Below are 14,795 nucleotides of genomic sequence, written 5' to 3'. Positions count from 1 at the left end.
GCGCCGGGGACGACCACCCCTCGAGGGGGACCCGGAGGGGACCGGCGCCGGCTCCGCGGGCCGAGGCGGCCTCGCCGCGGGTCACGCCGTCGCGGGCGTCCCGACGGGCCGCGGCACCGGGATGGGCGGCACGAGGTCGGCGGTGCTCCCGGTGACCGGACCCTCCACGCCCGCGAGCCGGGCCTGGTCCCGCCCGCCGGCCTTGGCGGCGTACAGGGCCGTGTCAGCGGCGGCGAGGAGTTCCGCGGCCGACAGGCCGGCGCCGTGCTGGCAGGCGATGCCCAGGCTCGCCGTGATGGGCCTCGGTGCCTCGACCTCCCGCAGCACCGCGCGCAGTCGGCGCGCGACCACGACGGCCTCGTCCGCTGCGGCGCCGGGCAGGACCAGTGCGAACTCCTCACCGCCGTAGCGCGCCGCGACGTCGCCCGGCCGCACGCAGGACCGGAGCGCCGCACCGACGCCTCGCAGGACGTCATCGCCAGCCTGGTGGCCGTAGGTGTCGTTGAGCTGCTTGAAGTGGTCGAGGTCGACGATCAGGACCGACACCGGCGCACCGGTGCGGGCGGCGAGCGACAGCTCACGCTCGAACGCGGCGTCGAAGGCGCGCCGGTTGGCCACCCCGGTGAGGCCGTCGGTGAGCGCGCTGGCCTGCAGGTGCTCCAGCAGCGCGACGCGGGCGAACGCCGTCGCGGCGTGCGCCACCGCCTGTTCGGTGACGCCGACCCGGCGCCGCTCGATGCGCGAGCCGCTGCGGGCGTCGTCCTCGAAGGTCAGGACACCGCTACCGGAGCCGTCCAGCCCGAACGGGACGGCCACGACCCGGCCGGCGCCCTCGAGCACCTCGTCCACCCACGGGTCGGGGCCCTGCACGGCCGCCAGGACCGTGCTGCCCCGCTCGATCGCCGCGGCGAGCAGCGACCCCGGTGGTGGCGCGCCGACCCCCCTCAGGGGCTCGGCGTCCTGGTCCCGGCGCTTGCGGACGGCCAGGTCGACCGAGGGCACGGCGTTGCCCTCGGGCACGTGGCAGTGCACCGCGGCCAGCGGTGAGTCGGCGGCGTCGACGGTGAAGTCGAGCAGCGCCTCGGCGACCTTGGCGCCGGTGTCGGCCTCGTGCAGGGCGCCCGCCAGCCGGCGCAGCGCCTCCTCGTCGTAGCGACGGCGACGCAGCTCGCGCTCGTTGACCGCGCCCAGGCCCGAGGTCATCATCGCGGTCACCCAGACGGCGACCAGGAAGACCCCGTAGGACAGGGAGTCGAAGCCCTGGACGACGTCGTGCGCGGGCAGCAGGGCGGTGTCGACCGCCTTGAGGACCGACATCACCACGAGCGAGTGCCACAGGGCGAGCTTCAGACCGGTGCGGAACGAGCCCAGCAGCGTGACGCAGATGACGTGCAGGACGATCACGTACACCACCGGGCCGGAGATGCCCCCGGCGACGTGCAGCGCCCAGCCGAGGTGCACCGCGTCGAGGATCACCGGCACCGTGATCGCCGCCACCGCCCAGCGGCGGCCGAGCGCCGACAGCTTGTGCAGCACGAGGCCCACGGCCAGCAGCAGCACCCCGGGCAGGACGAGGACCGACACCGGGGGTGTCTCCGCCGTCCGCGTGATCACCCACGCCGCGACGGGCAGGAGGACGACGACGCCGACGCGGACGGCCAGCAGCCACCGGAGGCGGTCGGCCAGGGGCAGGTTGTCCAGGGAGCCCTGCGGGGAAGCGGGTGTCTGGCTCATGTGGGCGTCGTCCTCGGCAACTCGGGGAAGTCCTGGAAGTCGTTGAGTTCCTGGCGGACTCGGGCCAGCGCCAGCTTCGGGTCCCGCCGGTCGAGCCGGCCCTGCACGGCGAGGAAGCCCACGACCACGGCGACCAGCGCCAGCGGGAACTGTCCGTCCTCGACGACGGCGAGCGCCGTCTCCCCCACCGCGGTGACCACCTCGCCGACCGTCGCGGGGGACGTCCGCAACGGCGGCGCCTGGACGACGTCACCGCCGCCACTGCCCGGCGGGGGGTCGCCGCCGGGGTCGGTCCCCGGCCGTGTCGGGGTCGGGTCGGGGACCTCGGTCGGGATGGCGGGAGCCGGGGTCGGTGCCGGCGTCGGGACGGCCGGGGTCGGTGCCGGCGTCGGGACGACACCGGGGGTCGGCGTCGGCTCGGGTGAGGGCTGCGGCGCAGGGACGGGTCCCGGCGCGGGCGACGGGACGGGCTCCGGCGCGGGCTCGGGTCCCGGCGCGGGCTCGGGTCCCGGCGCGGGCTCGGGTCCCGGCGTGGGCTCCGGCGCGGGCGACGGGGCCACCGGGCCCGGGGTCGGGGTCGGCTCCGGGGTCGGCTCCGGGGGCGGGGTCGGGGTCGGGGTCGGCTCCGGGGGCGGCTCGGGAGCGGGTTCCAGGTCGAGGGCCCAGACGAAGGTCGCCGCGGCCCGCAGACCCTGCGCCCGGGGGTCGTCGAGGACCGTGACGCTGACCCGGTAGGTCGCCGAGGTCGAGGCCCGGGGCCACCAGCCGGTCGGGACCCCCGCGGCGGCCGTGCGAGGCAGCTGCGCCAGCGTCCCGCTCCAGACGCGTGCACCGGTGAACGACGTACATCGCGTCGGGTCCCCGAGCGTGCCGTGCTCCACGGTGAGGAACAGGTAGGGCGCGAGGTCGGCGTCGCTGACCTCGGCGCTGAGCGTCACCTCACCGGCGGACCGGGCGGACCCGGTCACCGCCAGCGCCACGCACGCGGTCTGGGTGCGCCCCGGGCGCAGGCCCGTGGAGGTGAACAGCGCCGCGCCACCCCGGTCGTCGACCAGGCTGACCGCACTGGTGCTCGCCGCGGCCGGCTCCACCGGCAGGGGGACCCACCCCGCGGCCAGGTGCGCGAGCAGGGCGGCGCCGACGAGCCAGGCGGCAGCTCGGCTGCTCCTCGGCAGACGCGGGGACGCGGGGACCGGCGATGGACGCACACCTCTGCCCTCCCCCGTCGAGGTCGCGTCCGGCCATCGGAACCGGTCCGGCGCGCTCATGTCTTCGGCCGTGCGCAGCGGATGTTGAGAGGAGGGCAGCCGTCACGCGACCGTGTGGCCGACCGCCGGTGCCCTCCGGCCGCGGGCGTCGGCCCGGTGCCCTCGGGTCGCGGGCACCGGGGGCAGCCCCACGCGGCGGACGACGCGGTCCGGGGCCGGGGAGACGGCGAGCCGGTCGGCGCTGGTGAGGCCCCGGGGCCCCCTGACCCGGCCGCGGGACCTGCCGGCGGCGAAGACGGAGGCCGCCGCGAGGAGGACGGCGACCAGTCCCACGTGACCCCACTGCCCGGTGAGCCGCCAGTACGCGGGGAGCCCGACGTAGGGCACGCGCAGCTCGGCCTCACCGACGACGCTCGAGGCCGGCACGTGCGTGGCGTCGTCGCTCTGGTTGGCGTCGCCCCGCGTGACCAGGTCCCCGCGCTCGTCGAAGGAGACGAGGCGGTGGAGCACCAGCCGGTCGGCTCCCTCGGGGTCCGGGAACAGCAGCACCTGTCCCGGCCGGAGGTCCTGCGGGAGCACCGGACGCGTCAGCACCACGTCGCCGGGCGCGACCCGCGGCTGCATCGAGCCGGAGACGACCACGTGGCCCTGGAAACCCACGAGTCGCGGAGCGAGGGCGAGGACCACCAGGCCGGCCAGGGCCACCAGCACCGCCGCGACGACCACGCGGCACCAGGTGGCCGCACCGAGGCCCCGCTCCGGGGTCGCTGCCTCGGGCGCACGGCTCCGCGGAGCGCCGCCATCGAGCGTGGACGCGGTCACGGGGTGTTCTGCGCTTCCCACGTGAAGGTGGCGCTGGACTGGGTGCCCTGCGCCCCGTTCTCGTTCTTGACGACGTAGGTGATCCGGAGGGTCAGGTGCGTGTCCGTCGCGGTGCCCGCGCTGACGACCAGCCCGCTCCCGAAGTCCCGGTGGGTGGTCTTGAGGTCGGCCAGCGTCAGGGAGGGATCGGCCGGGGTCCCGTCGGCCTGCAGTGTGTTGTAGAGGAACGTCCGCGTGGGGTTGGAGGTGAACCCGGCGCAATCGGCCGTCACCGTGCCCAACGCGGGAGCGTCGACGCCCCGCTCCACGCTCATCACCAGGTAGCGGTCGAGGGAGGTCGCGCCGTCGGGCGGCGTCCCGGCGTACATGCGGATGTCGGCGGTCAGGTCTCCGGTGTAGTCGATCTGGATGCAGCTCGACCGGGTCGAGCCGGGCCTGAGGGTGCTGTCACCGGGGCCGGTGAAGAGGGCGGCTCCGCGGGCGCCGTCGGTGAGGGTGACGCTGCCGGTCTCCCACGTGTTGCCGGTGTTGCCGGTGCTGGCCGAGAAGGCCGCGTGGGTCGAACCCCAGGTCACGGCCAGGCTCATCACCAGGCCCACGGGCACCGCCACGGAGAGCACGGTGCGACGAGCCCGGGAGGCGCGGTGGTGCACGGCAGCTCCTTCGTCAGCGGCGGGACGCGGCGACCTGCGTCCTCGACACCAGGGGCATCGACACCGCGGCCGGACCGTTGAGGACGCCGGCGGGGCCCGTCACCCGATCGGGTGGGGGACCTCTCCCACATCCCCGTTGAGGAGCCACGGACCGGCTCTCGTGGCTCGCGCCGATCCGGGTTGCGTCCCGGCCGCGAGGATCGCCAGGCTGCGCAGGGGGCTCGACCGGCGAAGACAGCGCCGGCGGCCCGACCGGCGCCGGCACGAGGAGTGATCATGGGCCTGCCAGCACGCGACGAGGCCAGGGAGTGGATCGGCTGGATCGTCGTCGACCGCGAGGGGACCGAGCTCGGTGCCTGCACCGCCGTCCTCGCCGACGAGTCCACGGGCCGGCCGGAGTGGGTGTACGTCGAGGTCGAGGGCGCCAGCGCCGTCGTCCCGGCGCTGGACGCCGATGGCTCGGAGGGCAGGGTGTCGGTCGCGGTGACCCGCGCCCAGGTCACCGCTGCGCCGTCGGTCGGCGGCGCCCGGGAGCTGTCGACGGCCCAGGAGGCCGACCTCTACCGGCACTACGGCATCGAGGCGTCGAGCGAGTCCTCGGAGACCCTGCTGCCTGCCGGCGCCGAGGGGACCGACACCCCGGCCGGCATCGCGCCGGCCGACACCACCCCGGCGGTCGCCACCCCGGCGGTCGCCTCGGGATCCAGCGGCCGCGGGACGGTCGTGGCCGCTGGCGCACTCGCCGCGGTGGCGGGGTTGGGCATCGTCCGGGCCCGCGCCCGTCGCCCGGTCGTCCGGCAGTCGTGGCCACAGCGGGTGTGGGCCCGTCGCCCGTGGGCGCCGCGGCCGCCGTCCCCCGCCGAGCTGGTCGCCGGGCAGGTGCTCGCCGTGTCCGCGCGGACGAGGGAGAGCGCCCGGCGCCTGGGCCGGACCGCCGGTCCTCTGGCGGCGGCCGCGGCCGAGTCGGCTCGGCACGGGGCGGTGCGCGCCGGGGAGGAGGTCCGCCACCTGGGCCGCACGGCCGCCCCGGTCGTCCTCGCGGCGGCCGAGTCGGCGCGACACCGGGCGGTGCTCGGTGCCGAGGAGCTGCGCCATCTGGGCGCTCTGGCCTCGCAGGCCGCGGTCACCGCCGTGGCGCGGGCACGGAGCTGACCCGCGGCCGGACGCCGGAGAGCCCCGCACCGGACGGACCGGGCGGGGCTCTCTGGGGTGTCGGGGTGGAGCTGAGGGGATTCGAACCCCTGACCCCCTCGATGCGAACGAGGTGCGCTACCGGACTGCGCTACAGCCCCTGACGGAGACGAGCGTACCGTCCGCCTCCGCCGGCGCCGCGACCGGGGTGGCCCCCCTGCAGGGCCCCGCCGCGAGCCTGCGAGCGGTGGGGGGCAGGAGGGTCCTCTTTCAGCCGTTGGCGACCCGGCGCGGCTGGTAGACGTCGATGTCGGCGAACCCGATGTCGTCGTCGTCCAGGCCCACGACGGCGCTGTTCTGCCACCCGGCCGGGGCGGCGGCGCGGGCGGCCACGACCCGGCCCGGGCGCAGCGGGTGCACCGGCGCCAGCGGCAGGCTCGGGTGCGGCAGACCGACGGTGTTGTGCACCTGCGCGGCCGGCTCCTCCTCGACGGGGGCCGGGCGGGGGGCCGGCACCGGGCGCGCGGCGGGACGGGCGGCCGGCCGACGCGTGGAGCGCGCGGCGGCCCGGGCGGCGCGGCGTGCGGCCAGCCGCTCCCGGCGCGCGGCGGCCCGCAGCACCATGAGGTAGGCGACGACCGCGAGGTCGAGCAGGCCCTGCGCGATCCACAGCCACGGGCTCCAGACCAGGGCGCCCACCAGCGCCAGCAGCGTCAGGGCCACCAGGCCGGCCAGGGTGCGGCGACGGACGGCGTGCACGTCGACCCGCAGCTCGCCGGAGGTCAGCAGCGCGGCGCGGTCGATGGAGACCCGCTCGGTCTCCGCGAACACCGCGGGGTCGACCGACCGGCGCCGCTGCAGCGTGCGGCCGGCGTCGGCCCCCGTCGAGCGGACGGCCGAGGAGTCACCGCGGGTCACCACCATGGGCACCAGCACGACGAACCACAGCACGACCAGAGCGGCCAGCAGCACACCCGAACCCATCCTGAACACCACCCGTCACATGCGTCACCTGCCGGGCGAAGTTACGGCCTGGACTCCTCCGTTCGAGGGAGGCGCGCGGCGTGTCACTGGGCGTCGTGTGACTGGAGTGCTCGCTGCCGCACCCGGAGCGGCGTGTCGACACGGCGACCCCGCCGTCCCGGCGGTCAGCGTGGTAGGCGGGACCGCCACAGGGCGACCACGCCGCCGGGCACGTCCTCGGCCAGGAGCGCGAAGGTGTCGTGGTCCCGCCAGTCGCCGTCGATGTCGAGGTACCGGCGGAGCAGGCCCTCGTGACGGAACCCCAGCCGGTGCACCAGCCCCCGGCTCGGGGCGTTCTCGGGACGGATGTCGGCCTGCAGGCGGTGCAGCCGCGCGGACCCGAAGGCGTGGTCGCACACCAGCGCCACGGCCAGCGAGGCCATCCCTCGCCCGGCCACGGCCCGGTCGATCCAGTAGCCGAGGTTGCCCGAGCGCAGCGCGCCGCGGACGACGTTGTCGATGGTCACCTGCCCGGCGAGCCGGCCCTCGACCCGGACGACGAACGGCAGCGACATGCCCATCGCGGCGCGGCGCAGCACGGCCCGCCGCATCGCCCGGTAGGCCCCGGGCGTGTGGCGCGCGGCCCACGGCCCCACCGCGGTCGGCTCCCACGGCGCCAGCCACGCCTCGTTGGCCAGCCGGACCCGGCTCCACTCCTCGGCGTCCCGTCGGCGCGGCGGGTGCAGCTCGACCGGGCCCCAGCTCAGGTGCGCGGGCCAGCCGGGCCGCAGAGAGGGGTCGACCACGGCGCCGCTCAGCCGCCGAGCAGCAGCGGCATGACGGTGACCAGCCCGCCGGCGGCCACCTCGGTGACGTCCTCGTCGACGACGATGAGGCAGTTCGCCCGTGCCATCCGCGCCAGCATCGCCTCGTCGCCGTCCCCCAGCGGCTCGACGACGTAGCCGCCGTCGGGGTGGCGCATGACCTGGCCGTGCAGGTACTGCCGGTAGCCCAGCGGTGAGAGCAGCCGCTCGGCCGCGATCGCCTGCACGGTGCGGCGGAAGAGCTGGCGCTTGCCGAGCATCATCCGGATCGCCGGGCGCACGAACACCTCGAAGGCGACCAGCGCGGCGACCGGCTCGCCGGGCACGCAGATGACCGGGACGGCGTCCCGGCCCAGACGGCCGAAGGCCTGCACGGGCCCCGGGTGCATCATCACCTGCGAGAAGTGCATGGGGCCCAGCGCGGCGAGCGCCTCCTGCACCGGGTCGCCCTCGCTGGCGAAGGTGCCGGCGACGAGCACCAGGTCGCTGCGCAGCAGCTGGCTCTCGAGCACCTCGGAGAGCCGGCGCGGCTCGGCCGGGAGGATGCCCCACCGGTAGGCCTCGGCGCCGGCGTCGCGCGCCGCGGCGGCCAGCGCGTAGCTGTTGACGTCGACGACCTGGCCGGGGCCGGGCAGCGTGCTGATGTCGACGAGCTCGCTGCCGGCGGAGAGGACGGCGACCCGCGGCCGGGGCCGCACCTGCACCCGGTCGCGGCCCACGGCGGCCAGCAGGCTGATCTGGGCCGGGCCGATCGGGGTGCCGATCTGCACCGCGGCGGTGCCCGGTGCGACGTCGTCCCCCGCGCGGCGCACGTAGGTGCCGGCGAGCGGGCCGGCGTGCACGGCGACGGTGGCCACGCCTCCGTCGGTCCACACCACCGGGACGACGACGTCCGCGCCGGCCGGCAGCATGGCGCCGGCGGCCACCTTCTGCGCCATCCCGGGGCCGATCGATGCCGGGCCGCTGGGGCCGGCGACGGTCTCCCCCACCACCGACAGGTGTGCCGGCTCGGCGGGGGTGGCGCCCTCGACGTCCAGGGCGCGGGCCGCGTAGCCGTCGAGCGCGGCCTGGTCGAAGCCGGGCAGCGCGCGCTGACTGACGACCTCCTCCGCGCAGAGCAGGCCCTGCGCGTCGAGGACGGCCAGCTCGATCGGGTCCGGCTGCGGCACCGCGGAGAGGATCTCGTCGAGGTGCTGCTCGACGCTGCGCGGCGGTGCCGGCTCGGCCGTCGCGGGGGGCGGCGGCACGGCCCCGCGGTCGATCGCCGTCGTCTCGTGCGCGGGCGCCCCGGCGGCGTCGACGGCGGGCGACGGAACCGGCACCTCGCGCACCCGGGTACCGGAGCGCAGGTCCAGCGCCGTGGTGTCCCGGTACCCCGGGACCGTCCCGTCCCTGCCGTCCTCGGTCATGCCCACCACAGGGGTCGATGCTGCCCCCTGACGGCCTCCGCTCAGGCCTCCGACGCGCCCGCAGCGGGCAGGTCGGCCACGAACTCGGCCAGCCAGGCGCGGAAGCCGGGGCCGAGGTCCTCGCGCTCACTGGCCAGCTGGACGACGGCCTTGAGGTAGTCCAGCCGGTCGCCGGTGTCGTAGCGGCGGCCGGAGAACACCACGCCGTGCACCGGCTCGCTGCGCTCGACGAGGGTGGCCAGGGCGTCGGTCAGCTGGATCTCCCCGCCGCGGCCGGGCGCGGTCCCGCGGAGCACGTCGAAGACCTCGGGGGCCAGCACGTAGCGGCCGATGATCGCCAGGCTGCTCGGCGCCTCGTCGACCGGCGGCTTCTCCACCAGCCCGGTGATCGCGACGACGTCGGAGCCGCCCGGCTCGACGGCGACCGCGCCGTACTTGTCGATGTTCTCCCGGCCGACGTCGAGCAGCGCCACGACCGAGCCGCCGTGCTCGGCCTGCACCGCCAGCATCTGCTCGAGCAGGTGGTCGCGGGCGTCGATGATGTCGTCGCCGAGCAGGACGGCGAACGGCTCGTCGCCGACGAAGGCCGCGGCCTGCAGCACCGCGTGGCCCAGGCCGCGCGCCTCGCCCTGCCGGACGAAGTGCACCTGGGCGACCTCGGTGGACTCGTGCACCGCCGCGAGCCGGGCGGCGTCGCCCTTCTTCTCCAGGGCGGTCTCGAGCTCGGGGTGCCGGTCGAAGAAGTCCTCGATCGCGGCCTTGTTGCGGCCGGTCACCATGAGCACCTCGCCGAGACCCGCGCGGGCGGCCTCCTCAACGATGTACTGGAGCGCGGGGCGGTCGACCACCGGCAGCAGCTCCTTGGGCACCGCCTTGGTGGCCGGCAGGAATCGGGTCCCCATCCCGGCGACGGGGATGACGGCCTTCCGCGTCGGGCGGGCGCTCGGAGTCGGCATGCGCGCGAGCCTAGTGACCTGGCCGGGCCACCCCCGCGCGGTGCCGTCGGGGCGACGTCCTCCCCCCGGCCGGGCACCGTCGGCGTCGGGACGCGTCCGGCCGAGTGGGCGGCGGCGGTCGGTGACACGTGCAGACACGCCCACCACGCCGCCCGCAACTGCGCACTCGCCGCACGGGGAGCCGGTCGGACGGGGACACACAGGTGAGCTGGCTAGCCTGCGGCCGTGATCCCCGGGGACGACGTGACCGAGGCCAAGGTCGCGCTCCGCGCCCGGTTCCTGGCCCGCCGCCAGGCCCGTCCCGCCGAGGAGCGCGCCGCCGCCAGCGCCGCGGTCGCCACCGCCCTGCTGCGCGGCCTGGCCGGCGTCCGGACGCTGGCCGCCTTCGCGCCCGACCCGACCGAGCCCGGCGCGGGCCGGCTGCCGGCGGCGTTCACCCAGCTCCGCTCGCGGGTGCTCCTCCCGGTGGTGCCGACCGAGGGCCGCGAGCTCACCTGGGCCGTCGACACCGGGCGGCTGGCCCCGGGCCGCTTCGGCCTGCTCGAGCCGGTCGGGCCACGGCTGGGGCCCACCGCGATCGGCGCCGCCGAGGTCGTCGTCGTCCCCGCGGTCGCGGTCGACCGGACCGGGGTGCGCCTGGGCCGCGGCGGCGGCTACTACGACCGCGCGCTGCGGCACGCCCGTCCCGACGCGCGGCTGGTGGCCCTCGTCTTCGACGACGAACTGGTCGACGCGCTGCCGGCCGAGCCGCACGACCAGCGCGTCACCGCGGTGGTCACCCCATCGGGCGGTTGGCTCGACCTGACCTGATCCGGCGTGGACCCACCGGGCGCGGACACGGCCCCCCTCCCGGCATGCTGTCCGCGTGGCGCCTGGCCGGCGCCGGTGGCTGGGTCGCTGAGCCACCGCACCGGGTGTCCCAGCCCTCCGACGCCGTAGGAGCTCCCGTGTCACCGGAGATCGTCTCGATCCTGGCGCTCGTCGCGATCTTCGCGATCGCGACGTTCCTGCCGATCAACATGGGGGCGCTGGCCTTCGTCGCCGCGTTCCTCGTCGGCACGCTGTCGGTCGGGCTGAGCACCGACGACATCCTCGCCGGCTTCCCCGCCGAGCTGGTGGTGACGCTGATCGGCGTCACCTACCTGTTCGCGATCGCGCAGAACAACGGCACCGTCGACCTGCTGGTCCGCGGGGCGGTGCGGCTGGTCAGGGGTCACGTCGCCGCCATCCCGTGGATCATGTTCGCCGTCACCGCGCTGCTCACCGCGATCGGCGCCCTCTCCCCCGCCGCGGTCGCCATCGTCGCCCCGATCGCGCTCGGCTTCGCCGCCCGCTACGGGATCAACCCGTTGCTCATGGGCATGATGGTCATCCACGGCGCACAGGGCGGCGGGTTCTCGCCGATCAGCGTCTACGGCGTCACGGTCAACGAGATCGTCGACGACGCCGGGCTGCCGAGCAGCCCCATCACCGTCTTCCTAGGCAGCCTCTTCTTCAACCTGGCCATCGCCCTGGTGCTCTTCTTCGTGCTCGGCGGCCGCGAGCTGCTCGGCCGGCGGGTGAGCGCCGCGGCGCCGGCCGCGGCCGAGCCCGCCGGTGCCGTCGTCCGCGGCCACGGCGCCCCGCCCGGACCGGCCGTCGGGGGCGGCGACGACGCTGGGGACGGCACGGTGGACGGCGAGCCCGAACGCCCGCAGAAGGTCACCTTCGACCAGGTCCTGACCTTGATCGGCCTGGCCGCCGTCGCCGTCCTGGCGCTGGTGTTCGACCTCGACATCGGCTTCGTCGCCATCACCGTCGCCACGGTGCTGGCCCTGTTCGCCGCCGCCCGGCACAAGGGCGCGGTGAGCCAGATCAGCTGGTCGACGGTGCTGCTCATCGCCGGCGTGCTGACGTTCGTGTTCGTGCTCCAGGAGGCCGGGACGATCGACTACGTCGGCCAGGCGGTCATCGGGCTCGGCGTGCCGCTGCTCATCGCGCTGCTGCTGGCCTACATCGGCGGCGTGGTCTCGGCGTTCGCCTCCTCGACCGCGATCATCGGCGTCGCCATCCTGCTCGCGGTGCCGTTCCTCGAGGCCGGGGCCATCAGCGCCGTCGGCGTGGTGGTCGCGCTCTCCGTGGCGTCCACGATCGTCGACGTGAGCCCGTTCTCGACCAACGGCGCCCTGGTGCTGGCCAACGCCCAGGACGTCGACCGCGACCGCTTCTACAAGCAGATCCTCGCCTACGCCGGGATCGTCGTGGTCGTCGGACCGCTGCTGTCCTGGCTGGTCTTCGTCGTCCCCGGCTGGCTGTAGAAACCCGAAGGAGAGGCACCTGTGTCCGGACCGCTGGACGGCATCCTCGTCGTCGACCTCACCCGCGCCCTCGCCGGCCCGCACGCCGGGATGATGCTCGGCGATCTCGGCGCCCGCGTCATCAAGGTGGAGACACCAGACGGTGGTGACGACAGCCGCGGCTGGGGCCCGCCGTTCGTCGACACCCCCGACGGCGGACGGGAGTCGACCTACTTCTTCTCCGCCAACCGCAACAAGGAGTCGGTCACCCTCGACCTCAAGGACGACGGCGACAAGGAGCTGCTGCGCGAGCTGGTCCGCCGGGCCGACGTGCTGCTGGAGAACTTCCGCCCCGGCACGCTGGCCCGGCTCGGTTTCGGCACCGACGCGCTGGCCGAGCTCAACCCCCGGCTGGTCACCCTGGCGATCAGCGGCTTCGGTCACGACGGCCCCGAGGGCGGCCGGGCCGGCTACGACCAGATCGCCCAGGGCGAGGGCGGGCTGATGTCCCTGACCGGGCCGGGACCCGAGGACCCGCAGAAGGTCGGTGTCCCGATCAGCGACCTGCTGGCCGGCATGTACGGCGCCTACGGGGTGCTGGCCGCGCTGCTCGAGCGGCAGCGGACCGGCCGCGGCCAGGTGGTGCGGACGTCGCTGCTGGCCGCTGTCGTCGGCGTGCACGCCTACCAGGGGACGGCGTACACCGTGGCCGGTCAGGTCAACCAGGCGCAGGGCAACCACCACCCCTCGATCGCCCCCTACGGGCTGTTCCACTGCGCCGGGGGCGGCAGCGTGCAGCTGTCCTGCGGGTCGGAGGGGCTGTGGCGGCGGCTGTGCGCCGAGTTCGACCTGGACCCCGACGCCCCCGGGCTGGCCACCAACGGCGAACGGGTCGCCCGCCGGCAGGAGGTCATCGAGCTGCTGGAGGGCGTCTTCGCCGACATCCCGGCCGAGGAGCTGCTCGCCCGGCTGTCAGCCGCCGGGGTGCCGGCGGGCAAGGTGCGGACGCTGGACGACGTCTACGCCTGGGACCAGCTCGCCTCACAGGGCCTGAAGATCTCCGTCGAGCACGCCACGGCCGGCTCGCTGACCCTCCCCGGCCCGCCGCTGCGCTTCTTCGCGCCCGGTCCGGACGGCGAGACCGAGACCACCCGGCGCGACCACGCCGCGCCCCCCGTGCTGGGCTCGTCGAACGAGGCGATCCGCGCCTGGCTGGCGCAGTGACGTCCTTGGACGCCCGAGCGCTGCGCGACCTCGTCCTCGACCCCGGTTCCTGGAAGAGCTGGGACTCCCCCATCCCCGTCGGGGACGTCCCGGAGCCCTACGCCGCCGAGCTGGCCCGGGCGGCGGAGCGGACCCGGCAGGACGAGTCGATCATCACCGGCGAGGGACAGCTGCGCGGGCGGCGGGTCGCGGTGATCGCCGGCGAGTTCGGCTTCCTCGCCGGCTCGATCGGCGTGGCCGCCGCCGACCGGCTCATCGCCGCGGTGGAGCGGGCCACCGAGGAGGGCCTGCCGCTGCTGGCCGCGCCGGTGTCCGGCGGCACCCGGATGCAGGAGGGCACCGTCGCCTTCCTGCAGATGATCGGGATCACCGCGGCGATCGCCCGGCACAAGGAGGCCGGGCTGCCCTACCTGGTCTACCTGCGGCACCCCACGTTCGGCGGCGTCCTGGCCTCGTGGGGCTCGCTCGGCCACGTGACCATCGCCGAGCCCGGCGCCTCGATCGGGTTCCTCGGCCCGCGGGTCTACCAGGCGCTCTACGGCGAGCCCTTCCCCGAGGGCGTGCAGACCGCCGAGCACCTCGCCGAGCACGGGCTCATCGACGCCGTCGTCCCGCACGAGGAGATCGCCGAGGTCGCCGACCGGGCGCTGCGGGTGCTGGCCGCGCGGCAGACCTGGCACCGGGACGTCGCCGACGCCGTGCGGCCCACCGCGGAGGACGGCACCGACACCGACGACCCCGAGGACGGGCGCAGCGCGTGGGAGGTCGTCACCGCCTCCCGGCGCGAGGACCGGCCCGGCGTGCGGCGGCTGCTGCGCACCGCGGCGACCGACGTCGTCGGCCTGTCCGGCACCGGCGCCGGCGAGAAGGACCCCGGGCTGCTGCTCGCCCTGGCCCGCTTCGGCGGAGCGCCGTGCGTCGTCCTGGGTCAGGACCGGCGCGGGCAGTCGCTGTCGGCGCCGCTCGGGCCGGGCGCACTGCGCGAGGCCCGGCGCGGGATGCGGTTGGCCGCCGAGCTGCGGCTGCCGCTGGTCACCCTGATCGACACCCCCGGCGCGGCGCTGTCCAAGGAGGCCGAGGAGGGCGGGCTGGCCGCCGAGATCGCCCGCTGCCTGCAGGACCTCGTCATGCTGCGGGCCCCCACGCTCGCGGTGCTGCTCGGCCAGGGCACCGGCGGCGGCGCACTCGCGCTCGTGCCCGCCGACCGGGTGCTGGCCGCGGCCAGCGGCTGGCTGGGCCCGCTGCCGCCCGAGGGCGCCTCGGCGATCGTGCACCGCACCGTCGACCGCGCCGGGGAGATGGCCGCCCACCAGGGGGTGCGGGCGACGGACCTGTGGCGGGCCGGGATCGTCGACCGTGTCGTCCCCGAGCGGCCGGACGCCGCCGACGAGCCGGTGGACTTCTGCCGCCGGCTGGGCCGGGTGCTCGGCGAGGAGCTCGCCGGCCTGCTCGGGCGGGACGACGGCGAGCGCTTCCGCACCCGGCTGCACCGCTACCGCCACCTCGGCCACTGAGGTCCGGCGACGATCAGGTGAGCTGATCGTCGCCGGGCCTGGCTCACCACCAGTGCTGAGCCACGACCCGCGACGGTGAGC

General features: G+C 76.0%; 13 protein-coding genes and 1 tRNA gene. 5 read left to right on the top strand and 9 right to left on the bottom strand.

Annotated elements, in window-relative coordinates:
* Positions 1-81: 81 nt before the first annotated feature.
* The 4 genes from ACWIX3_RS08110 to ACWIX3_RS08095 form a co-directional block, all read right to left on the bottom strand.
* On the bottom strand, positions 82-1,734 hold the full coding sequence (locus tag ACWIX3_RS08110) for a diguanylate cyclase (RefSeq protein ID WP_448611560.1): 1,653 nt from the start codon (positions 1,732-1,734) through the stop codon (positions 82-84).
* Entirely contained in the window at positions 1,731-2,942 is a 1,212-nt protein-coding gene (locus ACWIX3_RS08105) for a hypothetical protein (RefSeq protein ID WP_448611559.1), read from the bottom strand. The genes ACWIX3_RS08110 and ACWIX3_RS08105 overlap by 4 nt, the downstream gene beginning before the upstream one ends.
* Positions 2,943-3,044: 102 nt before the next feature.
* Entirely contained in the window at positions 3,045-3,764 is a 720-nt protein-coding gene (locus ACWIX3_RS08100; protein ID WP_448611558.1) for a signal peptidase I, read from the bottom strand.
* Positions 3,761-4,375 carry a hypothetical protein gene (locus tag ACWIX3_RS08095; protein ID WP_448611557.1) on the bottom strand — a complete coding sequence of 205 codons (615 nt, stop codon included), beginning with the start codon at positions 4,373-4,375 and terminating at the stop codon, positions 3,761-3,763. Before ACWIX3_RS08095 ends, ACWIX3_RS08100 begins: the two co-directional genes overlap by 4 nt.
* Positions 4,376-4,693: 318 nt before the next feature.
* Between ACWIX3_RS08095 and ACWIX3_RS08090 the strand changes: the two genes are divergently transcribed.
* Entirely contained in the window at positions 4,694-5,569 is an 876-nt protein-coding gene (locus ACWIX3_RS08090; RefSeq protein WP_448611556.1) for a hypothetical protein, read from the top strand.
* Positions 5,570-5,635: 66 nt separating this feature from the next.
* On the opposite strand, the gene ACWIX3_RS08085 is transcribed toward ACWIX3_RS08090, so the two are convergent.
* From ACWIX3_RS08085 to galU, 5 genes are all read right to left on the bottom strand, one after another.
* A tRNA-Ala gene (locus tag ACWIX3_RS08085) sits at positions 5,636-5,709 on the bottom strand.
* Between the two features lie 109 nt (positions 5,710-5,818).
* Positions 5,819-6,532: a divisome protein SepX/GlpR gene (gene sepX, locus ACWIX3_RS08080; protein WP_448611555.1), complete on the bottom strand. Its 714-nt coding sequence runs from the start codon at positions 6,530-6,532 to the stop codon at positions 5,819-5,821.
* Between the two features lie 164 nt (positions 6,533-6,696).
* Positions 6,697-7,317 carry a GNAT family N-acetyltransferase gene (locus ACWIX3_RS08075; RefSeq protein ID WP_448611554.1) on the bottom strand — a complete coding sequence of 207 codons (621 nt, stop codon included), beginning with the start codon at positions 7,315-7,317 and terminating at the stop codon, positions 6,697-6,699.
* A gap of 8 nt (positions 7,318-7,325) precedes the next feature.
* A complete protein-coding gene (gene glp / locus ACWIX3_RS08070) occupies positions 7,326-8,744 on the bottom strand; it encodes a molybdotransferase-like divisome protein Glp (protein WP_448611553.1) in 1,419 nt (472 codons plus the stop codon).
* Positions 8,745-8,785: 41 nt separating this feature from the next.
* Positions 8,786-9,700 (bottom strand): UTP--glucose-1-phosphate uridylyltransferase GalU, encoded by a 915-nt coding sequence (gene galU / locus ACWIX3_RS08065; protein WP_448611552.1) that lies wholly within the window; start codon positions 9,698-9,700, stop codon positions 8,786-8,788.
* A gap of 225 nt (positions 9,701-9,925) precedes the next feature.
* Here galU and ACWIX3_RS08060 point away from each other — a divergent pair, with 225 nt between their 5' ends.
* The 4 genes from ACWIX3_RS08060 (at position 9,926) to ACWIX3_RS08045 (ending at position 14,714) form a co-directional block, all read left to right on the top strand.
* Positions 9,926-10,510: a 5-formyltetrahydrofolate cyclo-ligase gene (locus ACWIX3_RS08060; protein ID WP_448611551.1), complete on the top strand. Its 585-nt coding sequence runs from the start codon at positions 9,926-9,928 to the stop codon at positions 10,508-10,510.
* Positions 10,511-10,647: 137 nt separating this feature from the next.
* Positions 10,648-11,997: an SLC13 family permease gene (locus ACWIX3_RS08055; RefSeq protein WP_448611550.1), complete on the top strand. Its 1,350-nt coding sequence runs from the start codon at positions 10,648-10,650 to the stop codon at positions 11,995-11,997.
* Between the two features lie 21 nt (positions 11,998-12,018).
* A complete protein-coding gene (locus tag ACWIX3_RS08050) occupies positions 12,019-13,200 on the top strand; it encodes a CaiB/BaiF CoA transferase family protein (RefSeq protein ID WP_448611549.1) in 1,182 nt (393 codons plus the stop codon).
* Positions 13,197-14,714, top strand: coding sequence for a carboxyl transferase domain-containing protein (locus ACWIX3_RS08045; RefSeq protein WP_448611548.1), 1,518 nt, complete (start codon positions 13,197-13,199; stop codon positions 14,712-14,714). The genes ACWIX3_RS08050 and ACWIX3_RS08045 overlap by 4 nt, the downstream gene beginning before the upstream one ends.
* Positions 14,715-14,795: the final 81 nt, after the last annotated feature.

This window comes from Geodermatophilus sp. URMC 60, assembly GCF_053502585.1.
Note: the sequence above shows the minus strand (reverse complement) of the source record. Positions and strands in the feature narration are given on the sequence as shown.